The following is a 22,240-nucleotide window of genomic DNA, read 5'->3' as shown; positions in this document are numbered from 1 at the left end:
GACCGTTTCAGGGCATCAGCCCGTAGAACCGGATCGGGCTGTTGGGGCGGAAGCCGATGCGAGGGTAGACGGGTGCGCCGGCGACGGTGGCGTGCAGGGTGGCGCGGGTCGCTCCCGTGGCGCGGGCGCCCTCGTGCAGGGCCTTGCGTGTCACGGCCTCGCCGTAGCCCCGGCGCTGGTGCTCCGGGGCGGTGGCGACGAGCAGGACGAAGAGGCGGCCCCGCGCCTCCAGGGTGGCGGCGCAGGCGACGGGGGTGCCGTCGCGCAGACCCAGATAGGCGTGGATGCCGCCCTTCCACAGCGCGGAGCCGGCGAGTCCGTCGCGGCCGTCGTCGAGCGGGAAGCCGTAGGCGCGGGAGTTGAGGTCCGCGTAGGCCCGCAGATGCTTCTCGGTGGTCACGCGCTCGAACGTCAGGTCGGGGTGGTGCGGTTCGGGGACCGGCAGCAGGTCGCCCGCCATACCGGTGCCGGGGAAGGCGTAGGCGAGGCCGGCCTGTTCGGCGACGGTGTCCAGCGCGGCGCGCGCGTCGTCGTCGAGGAGGTCCTCGAAGAGCCACAGGAAGCCGGGGCGGCTCTTCGACCGCATGATCTCCGCGGTCTCCTTGAGGCGCCGCTCCAGGAGGCCGGGGCCGGCGCCGACGTCGGTCAGGGTGACGCAGTTCCAGAAGGCGAACCGGCTGTCGGCCCACCGTACGGCGATGCCGGGCAGATCACGGACGTCGGCGTCCGGGTCGCGGTCGAGCGCGACGGTCCGCCAGGCGGTGGCGAGTTGTTCCATCGACTCGACGGAGTCGGCGAGATCGTGCACGACGGTTCCCTCTCGGGTGGGGGTGGGCGAAGCCCTTCGGCGGTACGAGTTGTACACGCCTCAGGCGCTTCGGAGGACCCGCTCACCCACGCTCGAGGCCGTTTCGCTTCTACGCGCCCCCTCGTCATGCCTCCGTCGGAAGGCCAGGCACCCCCAGCCGGCCCAGCACCGCCCGCATCGCGCGGCGTATCGCGTCGCGGGACTCGTCCGTGGGGTCGACGGTCTCGAAGGCATGGCGGCCGTGCGGTACATCGACGACGTCCACGTCCGCCCCGCACTCCTTGGCCGAGGCGAGGAACCCTTCCACGGTGGCGGCGATCGCGGGCGTCTCCAGGCCTACGCGGGTGAGGACGACGGGCAGGTCGCCGGCGTTCGCCACCGCGCGCGCCGGGTCGAAGCGGCTGTCGGTCAGTCCCCAGCCGGGCAGCGGGCCGAACACCGGGTAGGTGGCGGCCAGGCAGCGCAGCCAGGGAGGGGGCGCGTCCAGCCAGGGGGCCGCGATCGGACCGCCGCCGGAGAAGAACCACAGGGCCGCCCGGTCCGCGTCCACGCGGGGGTCGGCCGGTACCTGCTCGACGGCGGCGGTGACGTCGGCGGCCGCGCGCTCGTAGTCGTCCAGGCTGTGCAGGCAGTGGTCGACGACGGCGGCCACCGCGCCGCCCGCCGCGGCGCAGTGCGCGTACCCCCTCAAGGTCGGCCAGTCCCTCGGTGTGGGGCGGGCGTCGGCGGGGACAGGGCCGCCGTGCACGAACAGCACTACGGGGCGTGGCGCTTCAGCGTCGGGCGGCAGGTACAGGTCGACGTCCCCGTGTCGCTCCCGCGGGGCTTCGGGAACGTCCAGCGGGAAGGGACGCAGGTGTGCGGGCGGTTCCGAAGCGTCGGCGAGGGTCAGGCGGTGTCCCTCACCGGCTGCGGCCCGCAGCAGGGCGTCCGCCAGTTCGGCGGGCATGGAGAGCATCGGCCAGTGTCCGGTGGGCAGTTCGAAGAAGGTGACCCGGGCTTCGGCCAGTTCCCGCAGCGTCGGGTCGCCCCGGTCCACCATCATCTGGACCGTCTCGATGGTCGCCCCGTTGCCGGTGCACAGGATGCCGGTGGCGGGCACCGGGTGCACCGCGCCGGTCAGCCTGAGCGGCTGGAGCAGGGTCCCCACCGGCTGCGGCGCGGCCAGTGCCGTAAGCTGGTCCAGCGCCGGACCGGGCACGCCCTCCGTGCTGCCCCAGCGGAGCCACTCCTCGCGTGTGGACGGGGGCGGGAGCACGTCACCGGAGGGGAGGCCGCCGTCGCCTCCTGCGGTCCGCCCGCGCAGGGACCGGTCGGGTACCGCGGCCACGGCCGGAACACCGTCCCTCGGCATGCCCGAGTCCAGGTACACGATCCGGTCGACGCGTCCCGCCCTGCGGTCTGCCGCGCCCAGTGCCGGATGGATGCCGTAGTCGTGGCCCACCAGCACGAGCTTCCGGCCGGTGGTGCCGAGGGAGTCGATCACGGCGACGACATCCGCGATGTGGGTCTCCAGGTCGACGTCACAGCCGGCCGGGCGGGACGCGGCGTCGAGTCCGGTGAGCCGGACGGCATGTGCCTCCGCGCCGGCCGCGGCCAGCCGGTCGGCCGTCTCCCGCCAGACGTGCGCGCCGGTGAACATGCCCGGCACCAGGACGAAGATGGTCATGGCCCTCCCCTTCGAGCTCGACGGTCCGGCCCGGTGACCGGTCCCGCTCGCCGGTACCGTAGGAACTCCCCTTGAGGGAGGTTCAAGCGTGAGCGCGAGGGACGACGATCTGTGGGGCATCGGGGAGCTGGCCGCGCGGGCCGGCGTCACCGTCAAGACCGTCCGCTTCTACTCCGACCGCGGTCTGCTGCCCGAGACCTCCCGGAGTGCGGGCGGGCACCGGCGTTACGGCGCCGACGCGCTCGACCGGCTCCGCCTGATCCGCTCCCTGCGCACGCTCGGACTCTCGGTCCCGCAGGTGCGGCGCGTCCTCGACGAGGAGGACGCGGGCGACGGCGCGGGGGAGGTCCTGGAGGGCGCGGTCGCGGAGCGGCTGCGTGAACTCGGCACCGAGATAAGGGCGTTGCGGTGGAGGGAGGCGGCACTCCGTCTGGTGCAGGAGTCCGCCCCCGGCGAGCGGGCCGACCGGCTGCGGCTCATCGGGGGCCTGTCCGTCCCGCCCAGCACGGCCCCGCTGGTCCGCTTCTGGCGCGGCTGGCTCCCGCCGCGGATGCCCCGCCGGTCGGTCGACGCGTTCCTGGAGGTCGCGGTACCGCAGCCGCCGGACGACCCCGCTCCGGCCCAGGTCCTGGCCTTCGCCCGGCTCAACGCGCTCACTCTCGGCCCGTGTCCGGGCGCCGCGCAGCCCCAGCCGCAGGCGCACCGGGCCGTCGGCGCCCGGGGGGCGGCCGTGCTCTACGCGGGGCTGGCGGAGGCCTACGAGCTGGCGGGCGTCCAGCTGCGGCGCGGCCGGGAGCCGCGGCCCGGTGAGGCGCTGGACTGCTTCGTCGACGCGTACACGAGCGCGTACGGCGTCCGGGACTGCGAGCGGTTCCGTCGCGGACTGGCCGGGCAGCTCGCGGTCGACCCGCGGATCGACCGGTACTGGGAGCTGGTGGCCGAGGTCGTCACCGAGCCGGGCCGACGGCCCGAACCGACGCCCGGCACCGCCCACGACTGGCTGCTCGCCGTCTTGACCGCGCAGACGGGGACGCGATCACCGACGCCCGTGTGACGGCTGCCCGAGCGCGTACGAGAACCGGTCCCGGGCGGACACCGATCACGCGAGCCCTGCCGCCACGCCCACCGCCGTCCGCAGGGCATGGGAGCAGGTCCTGCGCCTCGACCTCACCGCGCCCTTCCTCCTCACCCGCGCCGTACTCCGCACATGCTGCGAGGAGCAGACGGCTACGCTCCTGCCCGCGGACGACGGATCGGCCGCCGTCTGACACACCGCCGAGAACGGGTCCGTACGGCCCCCACGGTCAGGGCTGTCGGCACCCGGCGACAGCCCTGACACCGGCACGGCGCTACCCGGCCGTACGGACCGCCGCCGGCCGGAGGACCTCGCCCATCGATTCCTCACGCCACCGCGCCGGCAACGCGTGGAAGGCGAACGCGCCGTGCGGGTGAGCCGTGGGCCGCTTCGGCCGGCTGCGGCACTTGGCGTTGTTACAGCCGGGAGTGCCCTCGGCGTGGAAATACGCGTGGTCGGGGGCGTCCTCGGCGAGGACGGCGAGCCAGGCGTCCTCCGCCTGGCGGGACGGCTCGATCAGGGCGACCCGCGCCTCCGCGGCCGCGACGAGCGCCACGGCGTGGAGGGCGTGTTCGTCAAGGACGTGCGTGAAGTTGACGCTGGGGGCGCTCGCACCGCGCCCCCTACTACATCAGGTGAGTGACGGAGCGGGCCCGCTCCCACACGCCCGGAATCTGCTGGGCCGGGCGCTGCTGTTCGCCGTGGAGAGCGTTGAGCACGACGAGGCACCCGGTCAGGGCCGGTACCGCCCACTGTGCGGCGGCCAGTTGACGCCGTGCCTGGTCGAGGTCGACGGGGTGCTTGCCCGCCTTCTCGGCGTCGTCGGGGTCGGTGGAGGCGGCCAGTTCGACCTTCTTGCCCAGGACGCGAGCGTAGGCGGTTGCCGCCAGAGCGGCCGCGGTGAGCACGGTCTTGGCGGCGGTCGAGGCGCCCACGCCCTGTTGAGTGGCGACACGGTGAGCGTTCATGGCGAGCAGCCCGCCGCCACCGAAGAGGTGCGCGCCGATCGCGGCGGCGTTGACGGGCGTCCACTTCGACCAGCCCGACGAAGAGATGCGGTCGCGGCCCGTCTCCGTGCCGCCTTCGGCCTGGGCCGCTCCGTTGAGGCCGACCGCTCCCATCAGCGAGCCTCCGAACCAGGCGGCCAGGCCGAGGTCATGAAGGCTCCGGATGGCGGTGTTGCGTTCAGACATGGCTGAGCTCCTCGAAAGACCGTTGCAAGGGTGTGGGCGTGAACGGTGAGACCCACGCCACCTTCGCCTTGCCGCGTCCGCCCCGCCATCGCAGTGAGCCGGACGGGTGACGGAGGCCGCCGGCGACCCGCCGCTCCGCCGGCCTTCGGAACACGACCCGGGCCGCACCCTCACACGGAGCTGTGATCACCTCCCGGCGGCCGGGCCCCGGGCTCACCGGTGGTCACCCGTGCCGGCCGGCGCGGCCGTTGTCGGACCCGTCTTCCAGAGTCCGCCCATGATCAGTGAACTGCGGGAGCGTCTACGCCCCTTCCACGACGAGGCACTGGCACAGGGCATACCGGCCGACGACGTGGACCGGTGGGTGGCGGTCGCCCGCCCTTGTGCGACCCTGACACCGTCCGAGGACGGACCGGACCCCGTCGTGGGCAGGTTCGGCGGCCCGCTCGCGCTGCCTGACGACGTTCCCACCCCCGGAGCCCCCTTCGTCGCCTCCATCGACCTCGCTGCCCTCCCGGCCGGCGCGACGGACCTGCCCCTGCCGCCCGACGGCCGCCTGCTCTTCTTCGCCTGGCCCGAGGGCGAGTATCCGGATTCCGCGGGCCAGGTGGTGTACGTACCCGCGGGCGCGACGGTCACGGAGCGGGACAAGCACACGTCCTGGAACCCGGGAGACGTGGACGAGTACCGGGCCATGTTCGACAGCTACCCCCAGGGACCGCTGCGCGCACGGATCGACGTCTCGCTCCTGTATCACTCGCATGTCACCCCGCCCGGGGAACGGCACTCCGTGCCCGTCCCGGGGCACCCCCGTGCCGAGGAACTCGTCGAGGTCTGGGAGGAGGTCCAGGACGACATCGCGCCGTCCGGGCCGTTCCAGCTCGGGGGCTACGCGGACGAGGAAGCCGTCTACGTCGATCCGGTGGAGACCGCCGTGGAGACCGTCGCGCAGGCGGTGAAGTCGGGCAGCTGGGACGGACCGGTGTCGAGCGATCCCGCGGACTGGGTGCTGCTCGCCGACTGGTACGCCGGTGAGGACGTGCGGCTGTGGGAGGGCTCCACGGTCCACTGGGTGATCCAGCGTGAGGACCTGGCGGCACGACGCTTCGACCGGGCGTTCGCCACGGTGTTCTGGAACCCCTGACCGCGCTCCGCCGTGTCCTGGCGGCCGCGTTCCCACCGGCCCGCAGGACACGTCGGCCGAGACACCGGCGAGGCGATGCGGCGGGTGCCGGGTCGAGCGTCATCGTCGCCTTCGGCGCCCTGGGACGGCGCCCGCCCTACCCGCCGTGGCCCGTCGCCCTACCCGCCGTGACCCGTCGCGCTGCCCGCCACGGCGGTGGCCGCGCGGACGAAGGCCGCCAGGGCCGGGGAGGTGGCGTGCTCGGGCCAGGCGAGGACGAGCGTGGTGGGCTCCGCGTCGTCGACCGGTACAGCGACCAGGTCGTCGCGGAGCTGGCCGCGGATGGAGGAGGGGAGGACGGCGACCATGCGGCGCAAGGCGATGAGGTGGAGGAGCTGCCCGAGGTCGTGGACCTCGGGTCCGTGCGAGCCGCCCTCGGACGCGCCCGGCCGGCGGGGCAGGGGCTCCCCGGCGAGGTCGTTCAGGCAGACCCGGGTACGGCCCGCGAGGCGATGCGAACGCGGCATCACGAGCAGTTGGGTCTCGGTCAGGAGGTCCTGGGTGTCCAGGCCGGTGAGGTCGGGGTGGGGGCGGTTGAGCAGGGCGGCGTCGGCACGCCCCTCCCGCAGCAGGACCTCACGCTCGCCGAAGCCCCACACCAGCTCGACCGGCAGCGCGCCCGGCTCAGCCTGGTAGGCGTCGAGGATCGCCGGCAGCAGGCCACCGTCACCGCCCGGCTTGACGGCCAGGACCAGACGCGGGTCGGCCCGGCCGGCCCGCCGGGTGCGGCGCGCCGCGGCCGACGCGGCGTCGAGCACCCTTCGGCTCTCGCGGAGCAGGACGGCACCCGCCTCGGTCAGTGCGACCCGGCGACTGCTGCGATCCAAAAGGGTCACGCCCAGCCGTCGTTCGAGCTGCTGAACGGCGCGGGACAGCGGCGGCTGGGCCATCCCCAGCCGGGCGGCCGCCCGGCCGAAGTGCAGTTCCTCGGCGACGGCGGTGAAGTAGACGAGCTCGCGGACCTCCAGCCTTTCCATACCCGCACGGTATCGCCGCGCACCTGACCGGTGTTGGAACTCCCGGCCGCCCCCATGGTGGGCTGAACGCATGACAGAAACCACGATTGCCCTGGTCACCGGCGTCAACAAGGGCATCGGACGTGAGGTCGCGGCCCGGCTCGCCTCGCTCGGCGCGAACGTCCTGCTGGCCTCGCGCGACCCGGACCGCGGTGCGGCCGCCGCAGCCGGCCTGGGCCCGCGGGTGTACCCGGTCACCCTGGACGTCACCGACCGCGCAAGTGTCCTCTCCGCCGCCCGCTGGATCGAGGAGCGCTTCGGCCGGCTGGACATCCTGGTCAACAACGCCGGCATCTCCGGCGACCTCGCCGCCCAAAGCCCCAGCGGCGTCGAACTGTCCGCCGTGCGCGAGGTGTTCGAGACCAACGTGTTCGGCGTGATCAGCGTGACCACCACGATGCTCCCGCTGCTCGCCCGCTCCTCCGCCGCCCGGATCGTCAATGTCAGCAGTGGCCTTGGCTCCCTCGCCCGGATGACCGATCCGGAGGACTACTTCACCACCCGGCCCCCGATGGCCGCGTACGTCCCGTCCAAGACCGCGCTCAACTCGCTGACCGTGCAGTACGCCAAGGAGTTGCGCAGCCGCGGCATCCTGGTCAACGCCGCCGATCCGGGGCCGTGTGCGACCGACTTCACCACCGCGTTCCCCGGCCTCACCCGCACCGCGGCCGACGGCGCGGCCGTGGTCGTCCGGCTCGCCACGCTGCCCGACGGCGGGCCGACCGGCGGCTTCTTCGACGAGCACGGCCCGGTTTCCTGGTGAGCTGCCTGTCGGCCCGGCACGGACACTCCGCCGGCGCACCTGGGCACCGGTGGCGGCGTTCCGTTCGCCTACCCGACCTGATCCGCCGGGCCCGTCGCCGGGTGGAAGTTGACGCGTTCCCTGACGACCGGGAAGCCCGCCTTGGCGAAGCCCGCGGCCATCGGGACGTTGCCGCGGTCCGTCGCCGCGCTGATGTGTTCCGCGCCCTGTGCGACGAGGTGGTGGGTGCAATCGGCGAGGAGGTCGTAGGCGTAGCCGTGGCCGCGGTGTTCCGGGACGACGCCTATGAAGGCGATCGTCGGGCCGGACGGGTTGTGGGCGGGGATGTGGATGCCGGCCAGGGCGCCGTCCGGGGTGTGCGCGGTCCGCCACCACGCGCGGGGGGACGGACACCAGTGGAAGAAGTCGAGCTCCTCCTGGGCCGCCCGGTCGAGCCCGCCCTCCTCGACGGCCTTGAGCGCGTGGGCGTCCAGGGTCGCGGAGTGGATGCGGCGCAGCGCGTCGAAGAAGACCGTGTCGTCAGGTTCGGCACGGAAGGCCAGGCGGCCGGGGCGGTCGGGGAGGCCCTGGTCGGGGGTCCAGCGGTACAGGAAGCGCTCCACCAGGAGTTCGTAGCCGGCGGCGCGTGCGGCGGTGAAGCGTGTCTCGGCGGCCGCGAGCAGGGCGGGGTCGTCGCGCCAGCCGCCGGGCAGGTTGATCTCGAGCTCGACCTGCCGGGGCGCGGAGCGCAGGAGTTCCGCTCCTGCCTCCTCCTCCCCCTCGGCCACGTCGAACCAGTTGATGTTGACGGGTTCCGTGTCGTCGGGCCCGCCCCACCATGCCCCGCGTGCCACGACCTCGCCGTCGCGCAGGGCGACGCGCTTCCAGTCGGGGTGGAAGCGGGTGCGCCGGTGTGCCCCGCGGGCGCCGAGCGGGTCGGGAAGGGCGTCGAACAGGTGGGCTTCGCTCGCCGTGAGCGTGCGGATGACCAGGTCGGTCAAGGAATCCTCCGGGATGTCGCATGCGGGGTCGCATGCCGCTGCGTGAAGCGCTCCCGGTCAGAACTCGTCGTGCACGCCGGGACAGTGGAGATGGGAGCGCTGTGTATGGGTGAAACGCATGGCACTCGCCTCCTCCCGTCCGCGTCAGGGCGTGGAGGCATACGGTACGGGGGCGTTTACGGGCCGTCCACGGGATTTCAGAGCCTCCAGGGCTGCCGCCGAGGGCGAGCCGGGCTCCGCCGTGAAGGTGACCAGGGACTGGTGCGGTTCCTTCGGGACGTCGAACGTCTGCTGGATGACGGTCAGTTCCCCGACGACCGGGTGGGCGAGAGCGTGTACGTCACGGCCGCAGGGGTCGACGGTGTGGGCGTCCCACATGGTCGCGAACTCCGCGCTCCGTGCCGTCAGTTCGTTGATCAGCGCGGCGAGGTGGGTGTCTCCTGGGTTGCGCGCGGCCAGGATGCGGAGGTTGCCGACCACCGCGCGGGCCTTGGCGGGCCAGTCGCGGTACAGGGCGCGGGTGGGGGCGTCCAGGAAGACCAGGCGGGACAGGTTGGGGCGGGTGCCGGGATCGTCGGGCGCGGCGAAGTCCAGGTGAGGTGCGAGGAGCGCGTGGCCGGTGCCGTTCCACGCCAGGACGTCGTTGCGGCGGCCGACGACCAGGGCCGGGACGTGGGCGGCCATGGTGGTCAGCAGGGTGCGCAGATCGGCGGAGACCTTCTCGGCGGCGCCCGGGGCGGCCGGGTGGCGGGTGCGGTGGCCGGTCGTCGAGGACAGATCGTGCAGGTGGTCCCGTTCGGGCGGGGACAGGTGCAACGCCCGCGCCAACGCGTCGAGCACCTCCGGTGAGGCGTTGGCCTGTTGCCCCTGTTCGAGCCGCGTGTAGTAGCCGGCGCTGACGCCCGCGAGCAGCGCGACCTCCTCGCGGCGTAACCCGGGGACGCGCCGTCGGTCCCCGTACCGGGGCAGGCCGACGTCGTCGGGGCTCAGCCGCGCCCGCCGCGCCTTCAGGAACGCGCCGAGCGGTGATGTGCGGTCCATGGGCCCAGTATGCGCGGGGGCGGTGGGCGGGAGCCTGCACCTGTCAGGGGTAGGCAGGGGCGGGACTGGTGGCCGGCGGGCGGGGGCCGCAGAGTCGGTCGTACGGCCGTCCCGCCGGCAGCGGAAGCGGCCCGGCACCCCTGCTCCGGACCCGTACGAGGGAGACCCATGCCCACCGCCCGTACAACATCGCCCCAGGTCACCACGGTCCGCCTGGGAGACGTCGAGGTCACCCGGGTGATCGAGTTCTGCGACATCTCCCCGATGACGACCGACGTCTTCTTCCCCGGCAGCACGCCGGAGGAGTGGCAGCGCCATGCCACGCTGCTGGACCCGGACCACTGGGACGCCCGTACCGACCTGACCCGCGTCGCCACCCAGTCGTGGGTGCTGCGCAGCGAGGGCCGGATCATCGTGATCGACACGGGGGCGGGGAACGGCAAGTACCGTCCGCTGCAACCGATCTGGTCGTACCTGGACACGGGTTACCTGTCCCGTCTGGCCGCCGCCGGCGTCCGCCCTGAGGACGTCGACCTCGTGGTCAACACCCATCTGCACGACGACCACGTCGGCTGGAACACCCGCCTCGACGGCCGCGACTGGGTGCCCACCTTCCCCCACGCGACGTATCTGATGCCGGAGGTCGACGTGAGGTACTGGCATCCCGACAATCTGCACCGCACGCGGTTCGGGCGGGGCAACCAGAACGTGTACGAGGACAGCGTGCAGCCGGTGATCGACGCGGGGCTCGTCACGACGTGGGAGGACTCGTACGTCATCGACGGCAGCCTCCGCCTGGAACCGGCCCCCGGCCACACCCCGGGTTCGGCGGTCGTCCACCTGGAGTCCGGAGGTGAGCGGGCGGTGTTCGCCGGGGACCTGCTGCACGGGGCGGTCCAGATCCACGAGCCGCACCTGAACAGCTGCTTCGAGGAGGACGAGGAGGGCGCCCGCGTCAGCCGCGCCCGCATGTTCGCGTACGCGGCCGACCACCGCGCCCTGGTGTTCCCCGCCCATCTGCCGGGGCAGGGCGCCTTCGAGATCCGGCGGGAGGGCAGCGGGTTCGGGCTGGCCCGGTGGGCGCCGTTCTCCCGCGCCTGACCGGTGGCGGCCTAACGGGCCGGGGCCGCCTTCAGCAGCAGGGCGGCGAAGACGAGGGGCGCGGCTGTCTGGTAGCCGACCCACACCTCTCCCCCGGCGGTTCCTCCCTGCCGTGCCACCAGGTAGCCGACGAGCGCCGTCAGGACCCAGCCGGTGTCGTAGGTGACCATGAGGCGTAGGTATGTGCGGAGAGGGCGCTTGCGCGCGAGTTTCATCTCGATGCCGCCGCCGAGCAGCAGGGCGATGCCCGAAGCGGCCGACAACCAGGCGGACACGCCGAGGAGTTCATCAAGCGGGGACGCGGCGAGCAGGAAAGCGGCGCCGAGCACCACCTTGAAGGCGCCGTCGGCGACGATGCCGGTGAGCAGGTGCTTCGTCGCAGGTGCTGTGGCGGTGCGGGACTGCGTCATGTGCGTTCCCCTCGATCGTTGCGTGATCTCGATACGCGGATGTCGCCGCGCGGGCGGCGGTCGGCCGAGTCTCAGAGGCCGTCCGGCGCTTGCCGACGCAGCATCGTCAGCAGCCGCGCATGCGTGTCCTCGTCGGCGGCGGCCACCGGCCCGCGGCCCGACGGGCCGAGCGGAGCGCCGTCGACACCGGTGACGACGCAACCGGCGGCGCGGCACAGGGCGATACCGGCCGCGAAGTGCACGCTGCCCGTCAGGTCGCCGCCGTCGGTGACGTACGCGGCGCGTTTCCCGGCGGCGACCCAGGCGAGGGCGAGCGAGGTGGAGCCGACGCGGGGTCGGAAGCGGTCGGTGAAGTCGGGGTGGGTCAGGAGGCCGACCGCCCGATGGTCGGGTGCGCTCGGGAAGGGCGGGTCGAGGTTGAGGTCGACCAGGCGGGTGTCGGGGGTGGGCGTGAGCGGGGTGTCCTCCGCGGCGCCCTGTCGTCGGACGTGGGCCGTCCGCCCGTCGGTGAAGGAGGTGTCACCGCTGAAGGGGTCGGCCACGGCGGCGGCACCGTCGCGCAGGGCCACGTTGACGGCGACCAGCCGGGTGCCGACGGCGTAGTTGAGCGTGCCGCAGAGGGGGTCGACGAGCCACTGCCGTGCGGCGCGGATGACGTCGAGGATCGCCTTCTCGGCAGCGACATCGGCCTCGGTGGCGAAGTCACCGGCACCTTTGTCGATCCGGGCGAGGTGTTGCCCGTACATGTCCCTGACGACATCCGCCCCGGCCCGCGCCGCGGCTATGGCTGTCTCGGTGTCGCCGGTACTCGCGTCTGCCTGGGTCACGCGCGCAGGTTACCTGCGTACCTCGGGGCAACGCTGACGTGCCGTCACATGCCGTGAACGGCGCGGAGGAGCCGGTCCGTGTCAAGAGCGCGAACCGGACCACGAGTGCTGTCACGGTCGTTGAAAACTGTCCTACCGATGGGTTGACCCCCTGCCGGGCGGGGCCCTAGGTTCCCCCGCATCAACGTTCGTACGGCCTGCGCACACCCACACCGTGACTCACCAGGAGGCCCTGTGCGTCGTCTGCCAGCCGGACTTGCCGCCGTCGCGTTGCTCGCCGTCACGGCCACGGCCTGCGGGTCGTCCTCGTCCGGGGCCTCCGGCTCGTCGTCGGACGGCGTGACCACCGTGAAGGTCGGTGTGATACCCATCGTCGACGTGGCCCCCGTCTACCTCGGAGTGAAGCAGGGCTTCTACAAGAAGCGCGGCCTCGACCTCACGCTGGAGACCAGCCAGGGCGGCGCCGCGATCGTGCCCGGCGTGGTCAGCGGCCAGTTCGAGTTCGGGTTCAGCAACACGACCTCGCTGATGGTCGCCCGGAGCCGCAACGTGCCCGTGCGGGCCGTCGCCAACGGTGTCGCCTCCACCGGGAAGGCGGGCGCGGACTTCGGCGGTGTCGTCGTCAAGGGGGACAGCCCGATCAAGTCGCCGGAGGACCTGGCCGGGAAGAAGGTCGCGGTCAACACGCTGAAGAACATCGGCGACACCTCCGTACGGGAATCCGTGCGCAAGGCCGGCGGCGACCCCAGGAGCGTGCAGTTCGTGGAGCTGGCCTTCGACCAGATGCCCGCCGCCCTGGCCGCCGGGCAGGTCGACGCGGCCTGGGTCGTCGAACCCTCCCTCTCGGTCGCCGAGGAGCAGGGCGCACGGGTCGTCGCCTCCAACTTCGTGGACGTCTCGCCCGACCTCACCATCGCCCTCTACTTCACCTCCGACAAGCTGGCCCAGCAGGACCCGGAGCTGGTGAAGAAGTTCGCCGAGGCGACCCGTGAGTCCCTCGCCTACGCCGGCAGTCACCCGGACGAGGTCCGTGAGATCCTCGCCACCTACACCAAGATCCCTGCGAAGACGCTGCAGGCCCTGAAGCTCCCCCGCTGGCCCGAGGAGCCGGACCGCGCGTCGCTGGAGCGGCTGGGTGAACTCGGCCGCCAGGACGGCCTGTTCGACGAGGCTCCTGACCTGGACACGCTGCTGCCGTGACCCGGGCAGCGGTGAACGGCGGTCCCTCGGACGTCCGCCGACGCGGGGCCGGGCGGGGCAACGCCCTGCTCGGCCTCGCCGGGCTCTGCGGCTTCCTCGCCCTGATCGAGGCGCTGCCACGGCTCGGATTCGTCTCTCCCGACCACCTTCCGCCCACCAGCAGCATCGCCGCCGCCCTGGCGGAGGAGACGTCCGACGCCGCCTTCTGGACGGCGCTCGGCGACACCCTGACCGGCTGGGCCCTCGGCCTCCTCATCGCCACCGCCGCGGGCATCACCGCGGGCATGGTGATCAGCATCGTCCCGTATCTGCGGGAGGCGACGGCCAGTACCGTCGAGTTCCTGCGGCCCATCCCCTCGGTGGCCCTGATCCCCCTCGCCGTCCTGCTGTTCGGCACCGATCTGCGCTCCACCCTGCTGCTGGTGGTCTACGCCGCGTTCTGGCAGGTCCTCGTCCAGGTCCTGTACGGGGTCCAGGACACCGACCCCGTGGCGGAGGAGACCGCCCGCTCCTACGGCCTGGGGACCTGGGCCCGGATCCGCCACGTGCTGTGGCCGACCGCCCTGCCGTACGTCATGACCGGCGTACGGCTCGCCGCGGCCGTGTCCCTCGTCCTCGCGATCACCGCCGAACTGGTCATCGGCGCGCCCGGCCTCGGCGCCCGCATCGCCGTCGCGCAGACTTCCCACGCCGTCCCCGACATGTACGCGCTGGTCGCCGTCACCGGACTCATCGGCGTCCTGATCAACGCGGGCGCACGTGCGGTGGAGCGCCGCTCGCTGGCGTGGCACCAGTCCGTGCGGGGCGAGGTGAGTCCGTGAAACGCCCGCCTGCCCGTCGTCCCCCGGTCCTGCTCCTGCGTACGGCCCTGCGGCGGCTGCTGCTCGCCCTCGGCCTGCCCGTCGTCCTCGCGGCCGTCTGGTGGGCCGTCTCCGCCGGCAGCACGGACGTCTACTGGCCGCCGTTGCGCACCATTCTGGAGACCGGGCGGGAGGTGTGGACGGCCGAGCGGATCACCACCGACGTGGTGCCCAGCGTCCTGCGGCTGCTGATCGGCTTCACCGCGGCGGGCGTCCTGGGCGTGGCGCTCGGTGTCGTCATCGGCACGTTCCCGCGCGTGCGGGCCGTCACGGAACCGGTCCTGGAGTTCCTGCGGGCCGTGCCGCCGCCCGTCCTGGTGCCCGTCATCATGCTCTTCGCGGGGATCGGCGACACCATGAAGGTCGTCGTCATCGTCTCCGGGTGCGTCTGGCCGGTGCTGCTGAACACGGTCGAGGGAGTACGGGCGGTCGACAGCGTGCTGGCCGAGACCGCCCGCGCCTACGGCGTCGGGGGCCTCGCGCGCCCGCGTCACCTGGTGCTGCCGTCCGCGTCCCCGCAGATCTTCACGGGGCTGCGGCAGGCGCTGTCCATCGGCGTCATCCTCATGGTCATCAGCGAGATGTTCGCGGCCAGCAACGGACTGGGCTTCGCCGTCGTCCAGTTCCAGCGGAGTTTCGCGATCCCTGAGATGTGGAGCGGCATCCTGCTGCTCGGTCTCCTCGGCGTGCTCCTCGCGTTGGTGTTCCGGGTCGTGGAACGCCGCGCCCTGGCCTGGTACCACGGCCTGCGCCGGTCCCGTAGGACGTCATGACGGGCGACGACGGCCGCACGCACCCACGAAAGGACGGCGCATGCTCGACGTGAGGGCCTTGCGGAAGGTCTACGAGGGACACGGCCGGCACGTCGAGGCGGTACGCGACCTCACCTTCTCCCTGGACGCCGGTGAACTGGTCTGCGTCGTCGGCCCGTCCGGGTGCGGCAAGACGACACTGCTGAAATGCGTCGCCGGTCTGCTCGAACCCACCTCCGGCGAGGTCGTGCTGCGGGGGCAGCGGGTCACCGGGCCGCCGCCCGGGACGGCGGTGGTCTTCCAGGAGTACGGGCGCAGCCTCTTCCCCTGGATGCGGGTGCGCGACAACGTCGAACTGCCGCTGCGCCAGAAGAAGCACGTGACGAAGGCCCGCCGCCGGGAGCTGGTCGAGCACGCCCTGCACGCCGTCGGCCTCGACGACACCGCGGGCGCCTACCCCTGGCAGCTGTCCGGCGGCATGCAGCAGCGCGTCGCCCTCGCGCGGGCGGTGGCGTACGAGCCGGAAGTGCTGCTGATGGACGAGCCGTTCGCGGCGGTCGACGCGCAGACCCGCGCGGATCTGGAGGACCTGGTCCGCCGGCTGTGGCAGGAACTCGGCGTGACCGTCCTGTTCATCACCCACGACATCGACGAGGCGGTCTACCTGGGGGAACGGGTCGTCGTCCTGTCGTCGTCCCCGACGGTGGTCCAGGAGCAGCTGACGGTCGACCTGCCGGCGCGGCGGGACCAGCTCCACACCCGCGCGGACCCGCGCTTCACGGAACTGCGGACGCGGGTGTATCAGGAGATCCAGGCGGCGAAACGGGGTGGGGGTGTTGGTGGCGCCGTCGCGCCGCCACAGCCACTGGACAAGATGCCCTGAGCCAGGTCGGCTCAGACCTCGGACACATCCGGCCGACGCGGCCCGAGCGAGCGCCGGGTGACCTCCTCCAGGTGCCGGGCGAACACCTCGGGGGCGGCCGGGGTGAGCGTACGCAGCGCCACGAGGGCGGTGACGGCGACGTCGCACAACTCCGACTGCACGTCGTCCCAGGTGTGTGTGGTGCCCTTGCGCGGGTTCTGGCCGGTCGCGCCGACCACGGCCTGGGCGACCTCGCCGACCTCCTCCGACAGCTTCAGGATCCGCAGCAGCAGCCCGTCGGGGCCGTCGACCGGCCGGTTGGCGTCGAGCCAGGCACACAGGCCGTCGATGGACTCCCAGAGACCGGGCGGCGGCGTGACGGGGGATGTCGGGTGATCGCTCATGGGGCGAGCGTGGCACAGGGCACCGACAACGAGGGCGGCGCGGGCGGCTCCGCCGGGTGCATCGATTGTCAGTGGCGGTCACTAGGGTGCCCGCGTGACTGAACTTGAGGTGGTCGCTCGCGGGACGGCCCGTGGGGTGCGTGTTGTCGAGCAGTTGGTGTGCCATCCGCGGCTGCAGCTCGTGGCCTGCCTGGATTCCCAGCGGCCGGCCGTGCACGTCTGGGGGTTCGGCGGAGAGCAGTTCCGCGAGCTCGGTTCCGTGTGGCTCTCCTCGGCTCCCTACGGAGACGCCCTCGGCTGGGAGCGCCTTCGGCGGACGCCCGCTGTGGCCTGGCACCCGGAGCAGCCGTTTCTCGTCGTGGCGGGTGAGGACGGCGTGCTGCGGTGGACGCCCGCCGGCGTCTCCGCACTCGACGGTGCCCCGGTCACGGCCGGCTATCGCAGTCTCGCGTTCAGCCCGGACGGGCAGACCCTGTGGGGTTCACCCTCCTTCCGTGTCGAGGGCGGCGACTGGGAGAGCTCCGACGTCCTCCACCTCGTCTCCGGGGCCGTCGGTGCCGGGCCCTGGTGGGACACGGGCGTCTCGGAACATCCCGGGGGCGGGCTCGTCGCCACACTCGCCAGTGACCAGGGGGCGACGTACTGCCTGTTCGCGCGCGTCGACCAGGAGAGCGCGCCGACCGAGATGCGCCTGCTCAACCGTGCGTTGATCCTCGACTGCGACGGCTACGGCACCCCGCTCTTCAGCCCGGACGGGCGGCACATGGCGATCCGCGGCAACGCGTACGACCACTCGGTGGATGTCTTCGAGTTCCCCTCGCTACGCCGGGTGCTGGCCACCACCCTCGGTGAGCCCTCCCCCGGTTATCCGTACCCGCAGGAATGGCTCGACCAGTTGGAAGCCTGGTCGCCGCACAACATCGCCTTCGGCTCCCGACCGGGCGCGCTGTGGATCGGCACGCCCGCCGGAAGGCTGGCCGAGGTGGACGTCGAGACACGGCAAGCTGTCGAGCATGACGTGCTGTCCGGGTCCCGGACGTCAGCGTTGGCCGCGACGGCGACGGGCGGTCTTCTCCTGGCCGGCAGTGCGGGAGAGTTGGTGCTGCTGGCGGAGCCGGCTACTGCGACGCCGTCGGGCGCGGCGAACCGCAACGCCGCCAGTGCCGCTGCCGCGCAATTCCTCCAGTCGACGCGCGAGATACCGGCCGACGAACTGGACACCCACCTCATCCTGACCGACGGCGCCCGCACGTGGAATGTGAACGACCTCGCGACCACGACCGAGGCCGACTCGACCGACCCCACGTGGCTCCAGATCCAGGCCGCCGTCAACAAGGCTCGGTGAACCAATCCGCCGCATCGGCTCGGCCGCCGGCCGCCGGCCGGGGCGGCGCGGCACTCAACGGTGTGTCGGGCCGCCCTGCCGCAGCGCGCTGAGTCGCCAGCTCACCAGATCGACGCACTCATGCAGACTCGGTCTCGGCGGACCGACACGGTCCCGCATCACGGCAATGGCCTGCACGGTGCGCCCGGCGGAGACAAGGCTGTCCACCTCCGACCGCGCCTCGACCGGGAGCCGACCCCACAGCGCGCTTTCCATACGCCCATTGAACCCCTTCGACCCCGCGGCGCCGCAGGCGTTCAGCGAGGCCGTTTCGGCGTTCCTGACCCCATGACACCCCCTACACGGCCCCCCCCCCCCCCCCCGACAGCAGCCCCGAGAGCACCGCCGGTGCCACCGCCCCCGCCGCGCTCACCGCAAGCTGGTTCAGCGACAGGTACCTCCCCCGCAGCGCGTCCGGCGCGCTCTCCGCCGCGATCGTCGTCGTGATCGGGCCGCCCAGGATCTCCCCCAGCGTGTAGCTGACAGCACCCAGCAGCATCACGCCCACCCCCACCGCCACCGCCGTCGCCCAGGAACAGGACGTAGCCCGTCGCGAAGCACGCATGGCCCGCCACCAACACCTAGCTGCGGACGCGCCCGCCCAGCCGGCCCACGACCACCCCCTGCACGAACCCCACCATCACCGTGTTCAGCGTGAAGACGGCCCCCGCCGTCCAGCCCGGCAGACCCAGACCATGTCCCCGACATCGAACGCGCCCGCGCCCAGGCCGACGCCCGCCAGTAACCCCACCCGGTTCGGGACGGACCGCTGTGCGGACCGCCGTCTGCCATCGGTGAACGCCACCCCGAGCGGGCACCACCGTCATTACCGTCCGGACTCATGACGACGATTACGACGCGCACGGTCGAGTATCCGGCCGACGGTCTGACGATGATCGGGCACCTTGCGCTCCCGGTCGGTGACGACCGTCGGCCCGCGGTCCTGCTCGGACCGGAGGGCACGGGGCTCAGCGACGTCGAGCGCCGCAGGGCCGATGCTCTCGCGGAGCTGGGGTACGTAGCGCTGGCCTTCGATCTTCACGGCGGGCGCTATCTGGACGACCCCGAGGAGATGCTGGCCCGCTGCATGCCGATGCTCGCCGACCCCGACCGGATGCGGGACATCGGCCACGCGGCACTTGACGTGTTGCTCACCGAACCTCGGGCCGACCCCGACCGGATCGCCGCCGTCGGCTACGGCACCGGGGGCGCCATCGGGCTGGAACTCGGGCGCGACGGCGTCGACCTGCGCGCGATCGCGACGGTCAACGGGCTGATCACGGGCCGACCGGGCGAGGCGGCGCGCATCCGCTGTCCCGTGTGGGCCGGGGTCGGGTCGGAAGACCCGATCATGGCGCCCGCCCAACGGGACGCATTCACCGTTGAGATGCAGGCCGCAGGAGTCGACTGGCGCCTCATGGTCTACGGAGGAGCCCTTCACGCCTTCCATCATCCATCGGTCGACCACACCGTGCGTCCCGGCGTCGGCCACCACCCACGGCACGCGCAGCGAGCCTGGCGTGACGTCGTCGCTCTGCTCGCCGAGTGCCTGCCCGTAACGGATTGATCCGGTCAGCTCCCCCTACTCACTCGTGCCATGTCCCCCAAGGTCGCCGCCCTCACGGCAGCAGGGCCGCCGTGAACGTCTTCCGGTGCTCCGCCAGCCATCCCTGCATCCGGTCCCAGCGGTCCCATCCCCCGCGCTCGGCCAGCGCCCGCGCATACGCCGGATCGCCCTCGGCCACCCTCCGCGCCACGAAGACCCGGCAGACCTGTGTGACCTGCTCGATCAACCCCGGCAGCTCGGCTCTGTCCTCCGCCGACAGGCCGTAGCCGTCGGCCAGGATCCGTAGTCGGGACGGTGCGTCCAGGCCGGGCGGGTAGAGGGCCGCCACGGACCTCGGGTCGAGCATCGGCACCCAGTACCGCGCGGTCATCGCCACGTCCCACAGCGGGCGTCCCGGAGCCGCCTGATCGAAGTCGATCAAGGCGACGGCACGACCGTCCCGGAAGACGACGTTCTCCGGGCATACGTCGTTGTGACACAGCATCGTGCCCCCGTCCGGGTCGGCCAGCTCCGCCGGCCACTGCGCGTCCCGGTCCACCGGCACCCCCGCGCTCGCCTCATGCAGACGCCGCAGCAGACGGCCCACCGAGGTGAGGGCCGTCGCCGTCATCGCCCACCCCGGGAACGGCGGCAGCGCCACGTCGCCCGAAAGGTAAGTGAGTTGTTCGCGGCCGTCCTCGCCGAGGCAGACCGGGGTCGGCGCCGCGTCGAAGCCCCGCTCCCGCAGCGCACGGAGGTACGTGTGCAGGGCGGGGGCGTTGCGGGGTGCTGGGCGGTCCACCACCTGGCCTCGGCGGACCACCTCCCCCGCGTTCGCCATGCCGCCGGCCAACTCCTCGTCCTCAGCCGTCATGTGCGGCACGCTAGCGCGACTTCGCACCACACCGTCTTCGTGTACGGGTCCCCCGCCGTCGCGCCCCAGTGGGTGGACAGGGACTCGACCAGGAGCAGGCCCCGGCCCGACTCCGTGTCGGGGTCGGCCGGCGTAAGCGTGCCGGGGAGCGGCGGGCTGCGGTCCGGGCGGGCGTCCGTCACCTCGATACGGAGCGTGGCGTCCGCCGCGTACAGGGTCAGGCGCAGCGCGAAGTCCCGTCCCCGCGCCCGTCCGTGACGTACGGCGTTCGCGGCCAGCTCGGCCACCAGCAGGGACGCCGTGCGGTTGCCGTCGGAGTCGTACGGCCAGCCCCACGACGTCAGTTGCTCCGCCGCGAGGTGCCGGGCCAGCCGGGCTCCCCTCGCCGTCGCCGACAGGCGGATACGGAAGTGGCGGGCTGGGCCGGTGTGTTCGTCCACCGGGGCGATCTCGACGTTCATGTCACTCAGCGTGGTCACCCGGCTCCGCCGTGAACAGCCCCGGCGGCCGGACCCGCACACCGTGTACGGAAGCCGTCCGGGCCTGTCCGGGTCGCGACGCGTGACATCCGGCGTCCGCCGTGAGTTGAGCACCCCGGAGGTGTGGGGACATGAGCGTGGAGCCTTACGGGGCGGACGAGGAGTCGGCGGCCGTGCTGCGGACCGTCGGCCGCGTCATCAAGATGTGCCGCGAGCGGGCGGGGCTGACCCAGGCCGCACTCGGCGCGCAGATCGGGTACAGCGAGGAGCAGGTCTCCTCCGTCGAGCGGGGACGACGGGCGCCGATGGAGGAGTTCCTCGACGCGGCGGACCGAGCCCTTGAGGCCAACGGCCTCATCAGCGCCCTGAAGGGGGACGTGGAGAAGGCTCGTTTCCCGAAGAAGGTGCGGGATCTGGCCAAGCTGGAGGCCGAGGCGGTCGAGCTGTGCGCCTACGCCAACCATGTCGTACATGGGCTGCTGCAGACGGCTGAGTACGCGCGGGCGCTGTACGGGATGCGGCGGCCGGCCTACTCCGAGGAACAGATCGACGGTCTCGTCGAGGCCCGCCTGGCGCGCCAGCGCGTCTTCGCCGAGCAGCCGGCCCCGATGTTCAACTTCGTCCAGGAAGAGGTCACGCTGCGCAGGCCGCTCGGGGGCAGAATGGTCATGCGCAAGCAGCTCGAACATCTGTTGGAGGTGGGTCGGCGGCGGAACGTGGAGATCCAGGTGCTGCCCACGGATCGCGAGGACCACGCGGGTCTGGCGGGGGCGCTCCAACTGCTGCGGCTCAAGGAGGGGCCCACCGTGGGGCACGTCGAGGTTCAGCTGCTCAACCGGCTGATCTCCGACCCGAAGGAGATCCAGATCCTGGAGATCCGCTATGGCATCATCCGGGCGCAGGCCCTCACACCCCGTGAGTCGCTGGCCTTCATCGAGAAAGTGCTGGGAGAGACATGACCGCGAAGTCCCGCACGGAATTGACCTGGTTCAAGAGCAGCTACAGCACGAACGACGGTCCGGAGTGCGTGGAGGTCGCCCTCGCCCCCGCCGCCGTCCACGTACGCGACTCGAAGCGGATACCGGGCCCCCACCTCACCTTCTCCCCCACCCAGTGGGCGACCTTCCTCCCCTACGCGTCCGGACGCCGATGACCCGACCGCTCACCGCAGCCCAGCGCCGGCTGATCGAGGCCGCGGACCCCGAGACCGGGCGTCTCAAAGGGTCCGAGGCCCAGCTCACCGCGCTGGTGAAGCGTGGTCTCGCCTTCCGGCACCCACGGCCCCCGCACGACCACTTCCTCACCCCCGCCGGGCACCGGGCGCGCGACGCCCGAAGCGAACCACCGGAGAACGAGCCGCAGGCGCCCGCCTCCGCCGGAGGTGTCTTCACCGCGCGCGTGGGCGGCGAGCCCGCACCCCCCACCGAGGGCCCCTCCCGCACGCGGGAGGTGAGAAGCGCATGGCAGGGCATGCTCGAACTGCGCCGCATGACCAACCCCGACGCGTCGACGGACCGTCCCTGCGCCTGGGAGCGCACGCACCTCGTGCAGGCCGCCGCGCTGGCGCTGGAGGCGGCCGGGCACCGGCCGGCGGGGGCGGCGGACGGGGACGACGGCTACCAGGTGCGGGAGACCCCGCAGCCCGACGCCGTCGCCGTGTACGCGCCGGACGCGGTCACGCTGCGGGGCTGCGCGGAGACGCTGGAGGGGGCGGGCTGGCAGGCCGGGGAGTACACGGAGCCCCGGACGCGGAGGCGTTACGTCCTGGCCTCTCCGCGCCGTGTCTGACGGCCGTGCCAAGATCGGTGGATCG

25 protein-coding genes and 1 pseudogene are annotated in these 22,240 nt (G+C 72.6%); 13 read left to right on the top strand and 13 right to left on the bottom strand.

Going from position 1 to position 22,240, the window contains the following annotated elements; genetic code table 11:
- Positions 1–7 precede the first annotated feature (7 nt).
- Both ACQZOG_RS25015 and ACQZOG_RS25010 read right to left on the bottom strand, forming a co-directional pair.
- Entirely contained in the window at positions 8–808 is an 801-nt protein-coding gene (locus tag ACQZOG_RS25015; protein ID WP_033273853.1) for a GNAT family N-acetyltransferase, read from the bottom strand.
- 124 nt (positions 809–932) lie between these two features.
- Positions 933–2,477 carry an alpha/beta fold hydrolase gene (locus ACQZOG_RS25010; protein WP_033273854.1) on the bottom strand — a complete coding sequence of 515 codons (1,545 nt, stop codon included), beginning with the start codon at positions 2,475–2,477 and terminating at the stop codon, positions 933–935.
- Positions 2,478–2,565: 88 nt separating this feature from the next.
- Here ACQZOG_RS25010 and ACQZOG_RS25005 point away from each other — a divergent pair, with 88 nt between their 5' ends.
- Positions 2,566–3,531, top strand: a complete 966-nt coding sequence (locus ACQZOG_RS25005; RefSeq protein ID WP_033273855.1) for a MerR family transcriptional regulator — start codon at positions 2,566–2,568, stop codon at positions 3,529–3,531.
- A gap of 295 nt (positions 3,532–3,826) precedes the next feature.
- Here ACQZOG_RS25005 and ACQZOG_RS25000 read toward each other — a convergent pair.
- Together ACQZOG_RS25000 and ACQZOG_RS24995 are read right to left on the bottom strand one after the other, a co-directional pair.
- Positions 3,827–4,162, bottom strand: a pseudogene (locus ACQZOG_RS25000) (monooxygenase); the annotation flags it as partial.
- Positions 4,163–4,178: 16 nt separating this feature from the next.
- Positions 4,179–4,745 carry a hypothetical protein gene (locus ACQZOG_RS24995; RefSeq protein ID WP_037642448.1) on the bottom strand — a complete coding sequence of 189 codons (567 nt, stop codon included), beginning with the start codon at positions 4,743–4,745 and terminating at the stop codon, positions 4,179–4,181.
- 277 nt (positions 4,746–5,022) lie between these two features.
- Here ACQZOG_RS24995 and ACQZOG_RS24990 point away from each other — a divergent pair, with 277 nt between their 5' ends.
- Positions 5,023–5,889: a DUF1963 domain-containing protein gene (locus tag ACQZOG_RS24990; protein WP_430741816.1), complete on the top strand. Its 867-nt coding sequence runs from the start codon at positions 5,023–5,025 to the stop codon at positions 5,887–5,889.
- Between the two features lie 158 nt (positions 5,890–6,047).
- On the opposite strand, the gene ACQZOG_RS24985 is transcribed toward ACQZOG_RS24990, so the two are convergent.
- Positions 6,048–6,905, bottom strand: a complete 858-nt coding sequence (locus ACQZOG_RS24985; protein WP_208862074.1) for a LysR family transcriptional regulator — start codon at positions 6,903–6,905, stop codon at positions 6,048–6,050.
- 70 nt (positions 6,906–6,975) lie between these two features.
- Here ACQZOG_RS24985 and ACQZOG_RS24980 point away from each other — a divergent pair, with 70 nt between their 5' ends.
- Positions 6,976–7,707 (top strand): SDR family NAD(P)-dependent oxidoreductase, encoded by a 732-nt coding sequence (locus ACQZOG_RS24980; protein ID WP_037642445.1) that lies wholly within the window; start codon positions 6,976–6,978, stop codon positions 7,705–7,707.
- Between the two features lie 68 nt (positions 7,708–7,775).
- Here the strand turns inward: ACQZOG_RS24980 and ACQZOG_RS24975 are convergent, their stop codons facing one another.
- Together ACQZOG_RS24975 and ACQZOG_RS24970 are read right to left on the bottom strand one after the other, a co-directional pair.
- Positions 7,776–8,687, bottom strand: a complete 912-nt coding sequence (locus ACQZOG_RS24975; RefSeq protein WP_430741815.1) for a GNAT family N-acetyltransferase — start codon at positions 8,685–8,687, stop codon at positions 7,776–7,778.
- Between the two features lie 144 nt (positions 8,688–8,831).
- Positions 8,832–9,728 carry a helix-turn-helix transcriptional regulator gene (locus ACQZOG_RS24970; protein ID WP_058917260.1) on the bottom strand — a complete coding sequence of 299 codons (897 nt, stop codon included), beginning with the start codon at positions 9,726–9,728 and terminating at the stop codon, positions 8,832–8,834.
- A 168-nt stretch (positions 9,729–9,896) separates the two neighbouring features.
- On the opposite strand from ACQZOG_RS24970, the gene ACQZOG_RS24965 reads away from it, so the two are divergent.
- Entirely contained in the window at positions 9,897–10,829 is a 933-nt protein-coding gene (locus ACQZOG_RS24965; protein WP_261675863.1) for an MBL fold metallo-hydrolase, read from the top strand.
- An 11-nt stretch (positions 10,830–10,840) separates the two neighbouring features.
- On the opposite strand, the gene ACQZOG_RS24960 is transcribed toward ACQZOG_RS24965, so the two are convergent.
- Both ACQZOG_RS24960 and ACQZOG_RS24955 read right to left on the bottom strand, forming a co-directional pair.
- Positions 10,841–11,239, bottom strand: a complete 399-nt coding sequence (locus ACQZOG_RS24960) for a hypothetical protein (RefSeq protein WP_051724420.1) — start codon at positions 11,237–11,239, stop codon at positions 10,841–10,843.
- 71 nt (positions 11,240–11,310) lie between these two features.
- On the bottom strand, positions 11,311–12,066 hold the full coding sequence (locus ACQZOG_RS24955; protein ID WP_387786354.1) for an inositol monophosphatase family protein: 756 nt from the start codon (positions 12,064–12,066) through the stop codon (positions 11,311–11,313).
- A gap of 234 nt (positions 12,067–12,300) precedes the next feature.
- Here ACQZOG_RS24955 and ACQZOG_RS24950 point away from each other — a divergent pair, with 234 nt between their 5' ends.
- From ACQZOG_RS24950 to ACQZOG_RS24935, 4 genes are read left to right on the top strand one after another with little or no spacing between them, the layout of a single operon-like run.
- Positions 12,301–13,266, top strand: coding sequence for an ABC transporter substrate-binding protein (locus tag ACQZOG_RS24950; RefSeq protein WP_387786352.1), 966 nt, complete (start codon positions 12,301–12,303; stop codon positions 13,264–13,266).
- 11 nt (positions 13,267–13,277) lie between these two features.
- Positions 13,278–14,087: an ABC transporter permease gene (locus ACQZOG_RS24945; RefSeq protein ID WP_337662958.1), complete on the top strand. Its 810-nt coding sequence runs from the start codon at positions 13,278–13,280 to the stop codon at positions 14,085–14,087.
- Between the two features lie 35 nt (positions 14,088–14,122).
- Positions 14,123–14,899 carry an ABC transporter permease gene (locus tag ACQZOG_RS24940; RefSeq protein ID WP_230229933.1) on the top strand — a complete coding sequence of 259 codons (777 nt, stop codon included), beginning with the start codon at positions 14,123–14,125 and terminating at the stop codon, positions 14,897–14,899.
- Between the two features lie 40 nt (positions 14,900–14,939).
- Positions 14,940–15,761: an ABC transporter ATP-binding protein gene (locus tag ACQZOG_RS24935; protein ID WP_430741814.1), complete on the top strand. Its 822-nt coding sequence runs from the start codon at positions 14,940–14,942 to the stop codon at positions 15,759–15,761.
- Positions 15,762–15,772: 11 nt separating this feature from the next.
- Here ACQZOG_RS24935 and ACQZOG_RS24930 read toward each other — a convergent pair whose 3' ends face one another.
- Positions 15,773–16,144: a MazG-like family protein gene (locus tag ACQZOG_RS24930; protein WP_033273866.1), complete on the bottom strand. Its 372-nt coding sequence runs from the start codon at positions 16,142–16,144 to the stop codon at positions 15,773–15,775.
- A 94-nt stretch (positions 16,145–16,238) separates the two neighbouring features.
- On the opposite strand from ACQZOG_RS24930, the gene ACQZOG_RS24925 reads away from it, so the two are divergent.
- A complete protein-coding gene (locus ACQZOG_RS24925; protein WP_430741813.1) occupies positions 16,239–17,489 on the top strand; it encodes a hypothetical protein in 1,251 nt (416 codons plus the stop codon).
- A gap of 337 nt (positions 17,490–17,826) precedes the next feature.
- Here ACQZOG_RS24925 and ACQZOG_RS24920 read toward each other — a convergent pair whose 3' ends face one another.
- Positions 17,827–18,030 carry a hypothetical protein gene (locus ACQZOG_RS24920; protein WP_430741812.1) on the bottom strand — a complete coding sequence of 68 codons (204 nt, stop codon included), beginning with the start codon at positions 18,028–18,030 and terminating at the stop codon, positions 17,827–17,829.
- Positions 18,031–18,369: 339 nt separating this feature from the next.
- On the opposite strand from ACQZOG_RS24920, the gene ACQZOG_RS24915 reads away from it, so the two are divergent.
- A complete protein-coding gene (locus ACQZOG_RS24915) occupies positions 18,370–19,095 on the top strand; it encodes a dienelactone hydrolase family protein (RefSeq protein ID WP_033273868.1) in 726 nt (241 codons plus the stop codon).
- A gap of 52 nt (positions 19,096–19,147) precedes the next feature.
- Here the strand turns inward: ACQZOG_RS24915 and ACQZOG_RS24910 are convergent, their stop codons facing one another.
- Both ACQZOG_RS24910 and ACQZOG_RS24905 read right to left on the bottom strand, forming a co-directional pair.
- On the bottom strand, positions 19,148–19,948 hold the full coding sequence (locus ACQZOG_RS24910) for a phosphotransferase enzyme family protein (RefSeq protein WP_058918005.1): 801 nt from the start codon (positions 19,946–19,948) through the stop codon (positions 19,148–19,150).
- Entirely contained in the window at positions 19,945–20,409 is a 465-nt protein-coding gene (locus ACQZOG_RS24905; protein WP_058917254.1) for an ATP-binding protein, read from the bottom strand. Before ACQZOG_RS24905 ends, ACQZOG_RS24910 begins: the two co-directional genes overlap by 4 nt.
- A 149-nt stretch (positions 20,410–20,558) precedes the next feature.
- Between ACQZOG_RS24905 and ACQZOG_RS24900 the strand changes: the two genes are divergently transcribed.
- From ACQZOG_RS24900 to ACQZOG_RS24890, 3 genes are read left to right on the top strand one after another with little or no spacing between them, the layout of a single operon-like run.
- Entirely contained in the window at positions 20,559–21,386 is an 828-nt protein-coding gene (locus tag ACQZOG_RS24900; RefSeq protein ID WP_058917253.1) for a helix-turn-helix domain-containing protein, read from the top strand.
- Positions 21,383–21,580: a DUF397 domain-containing protein gene (locus ACQZOG_RS24895; protein ID WP_058917252.1), complete on the top strand. Its 198-nt coding sequence runs from the start codon at positions 21,383–21,385 to the stop codon at positions 21,578–21,580. The genes ACQZOG_RS24900 and ACQZOG_RS24895 overlap by 4 nt, the downstream gene beginning before the upstream one ends.
- Entirely contained in the window at positions 21,577–22,215 is a 639-nt protein-coding gene (locus tag ACQZOG_RS24890; protein ID WP_230229406.1) for a hypothetical protein, read from the top strand. The genes ACQZOG_RS24895 and ACQZOG_RS24890 overlap by 4 nt, the downstream gene beginning before the upstream one ends.
- Positions 22,216–22,240: the final 25 nt, after the last annotated feature.

This window comes from Streptomyces sp. P13-3-3 (assembly GCF_050571355.1).
GTDB lineage: Bacteria > Actinomycetota > Actinomycetes > Streptomycetales > Streptomycetaceae > Streptomyces > Streptomyces althioticus.
This window is presented reverse-complemented; position numbering and strand designations above follow the sequence as displayed.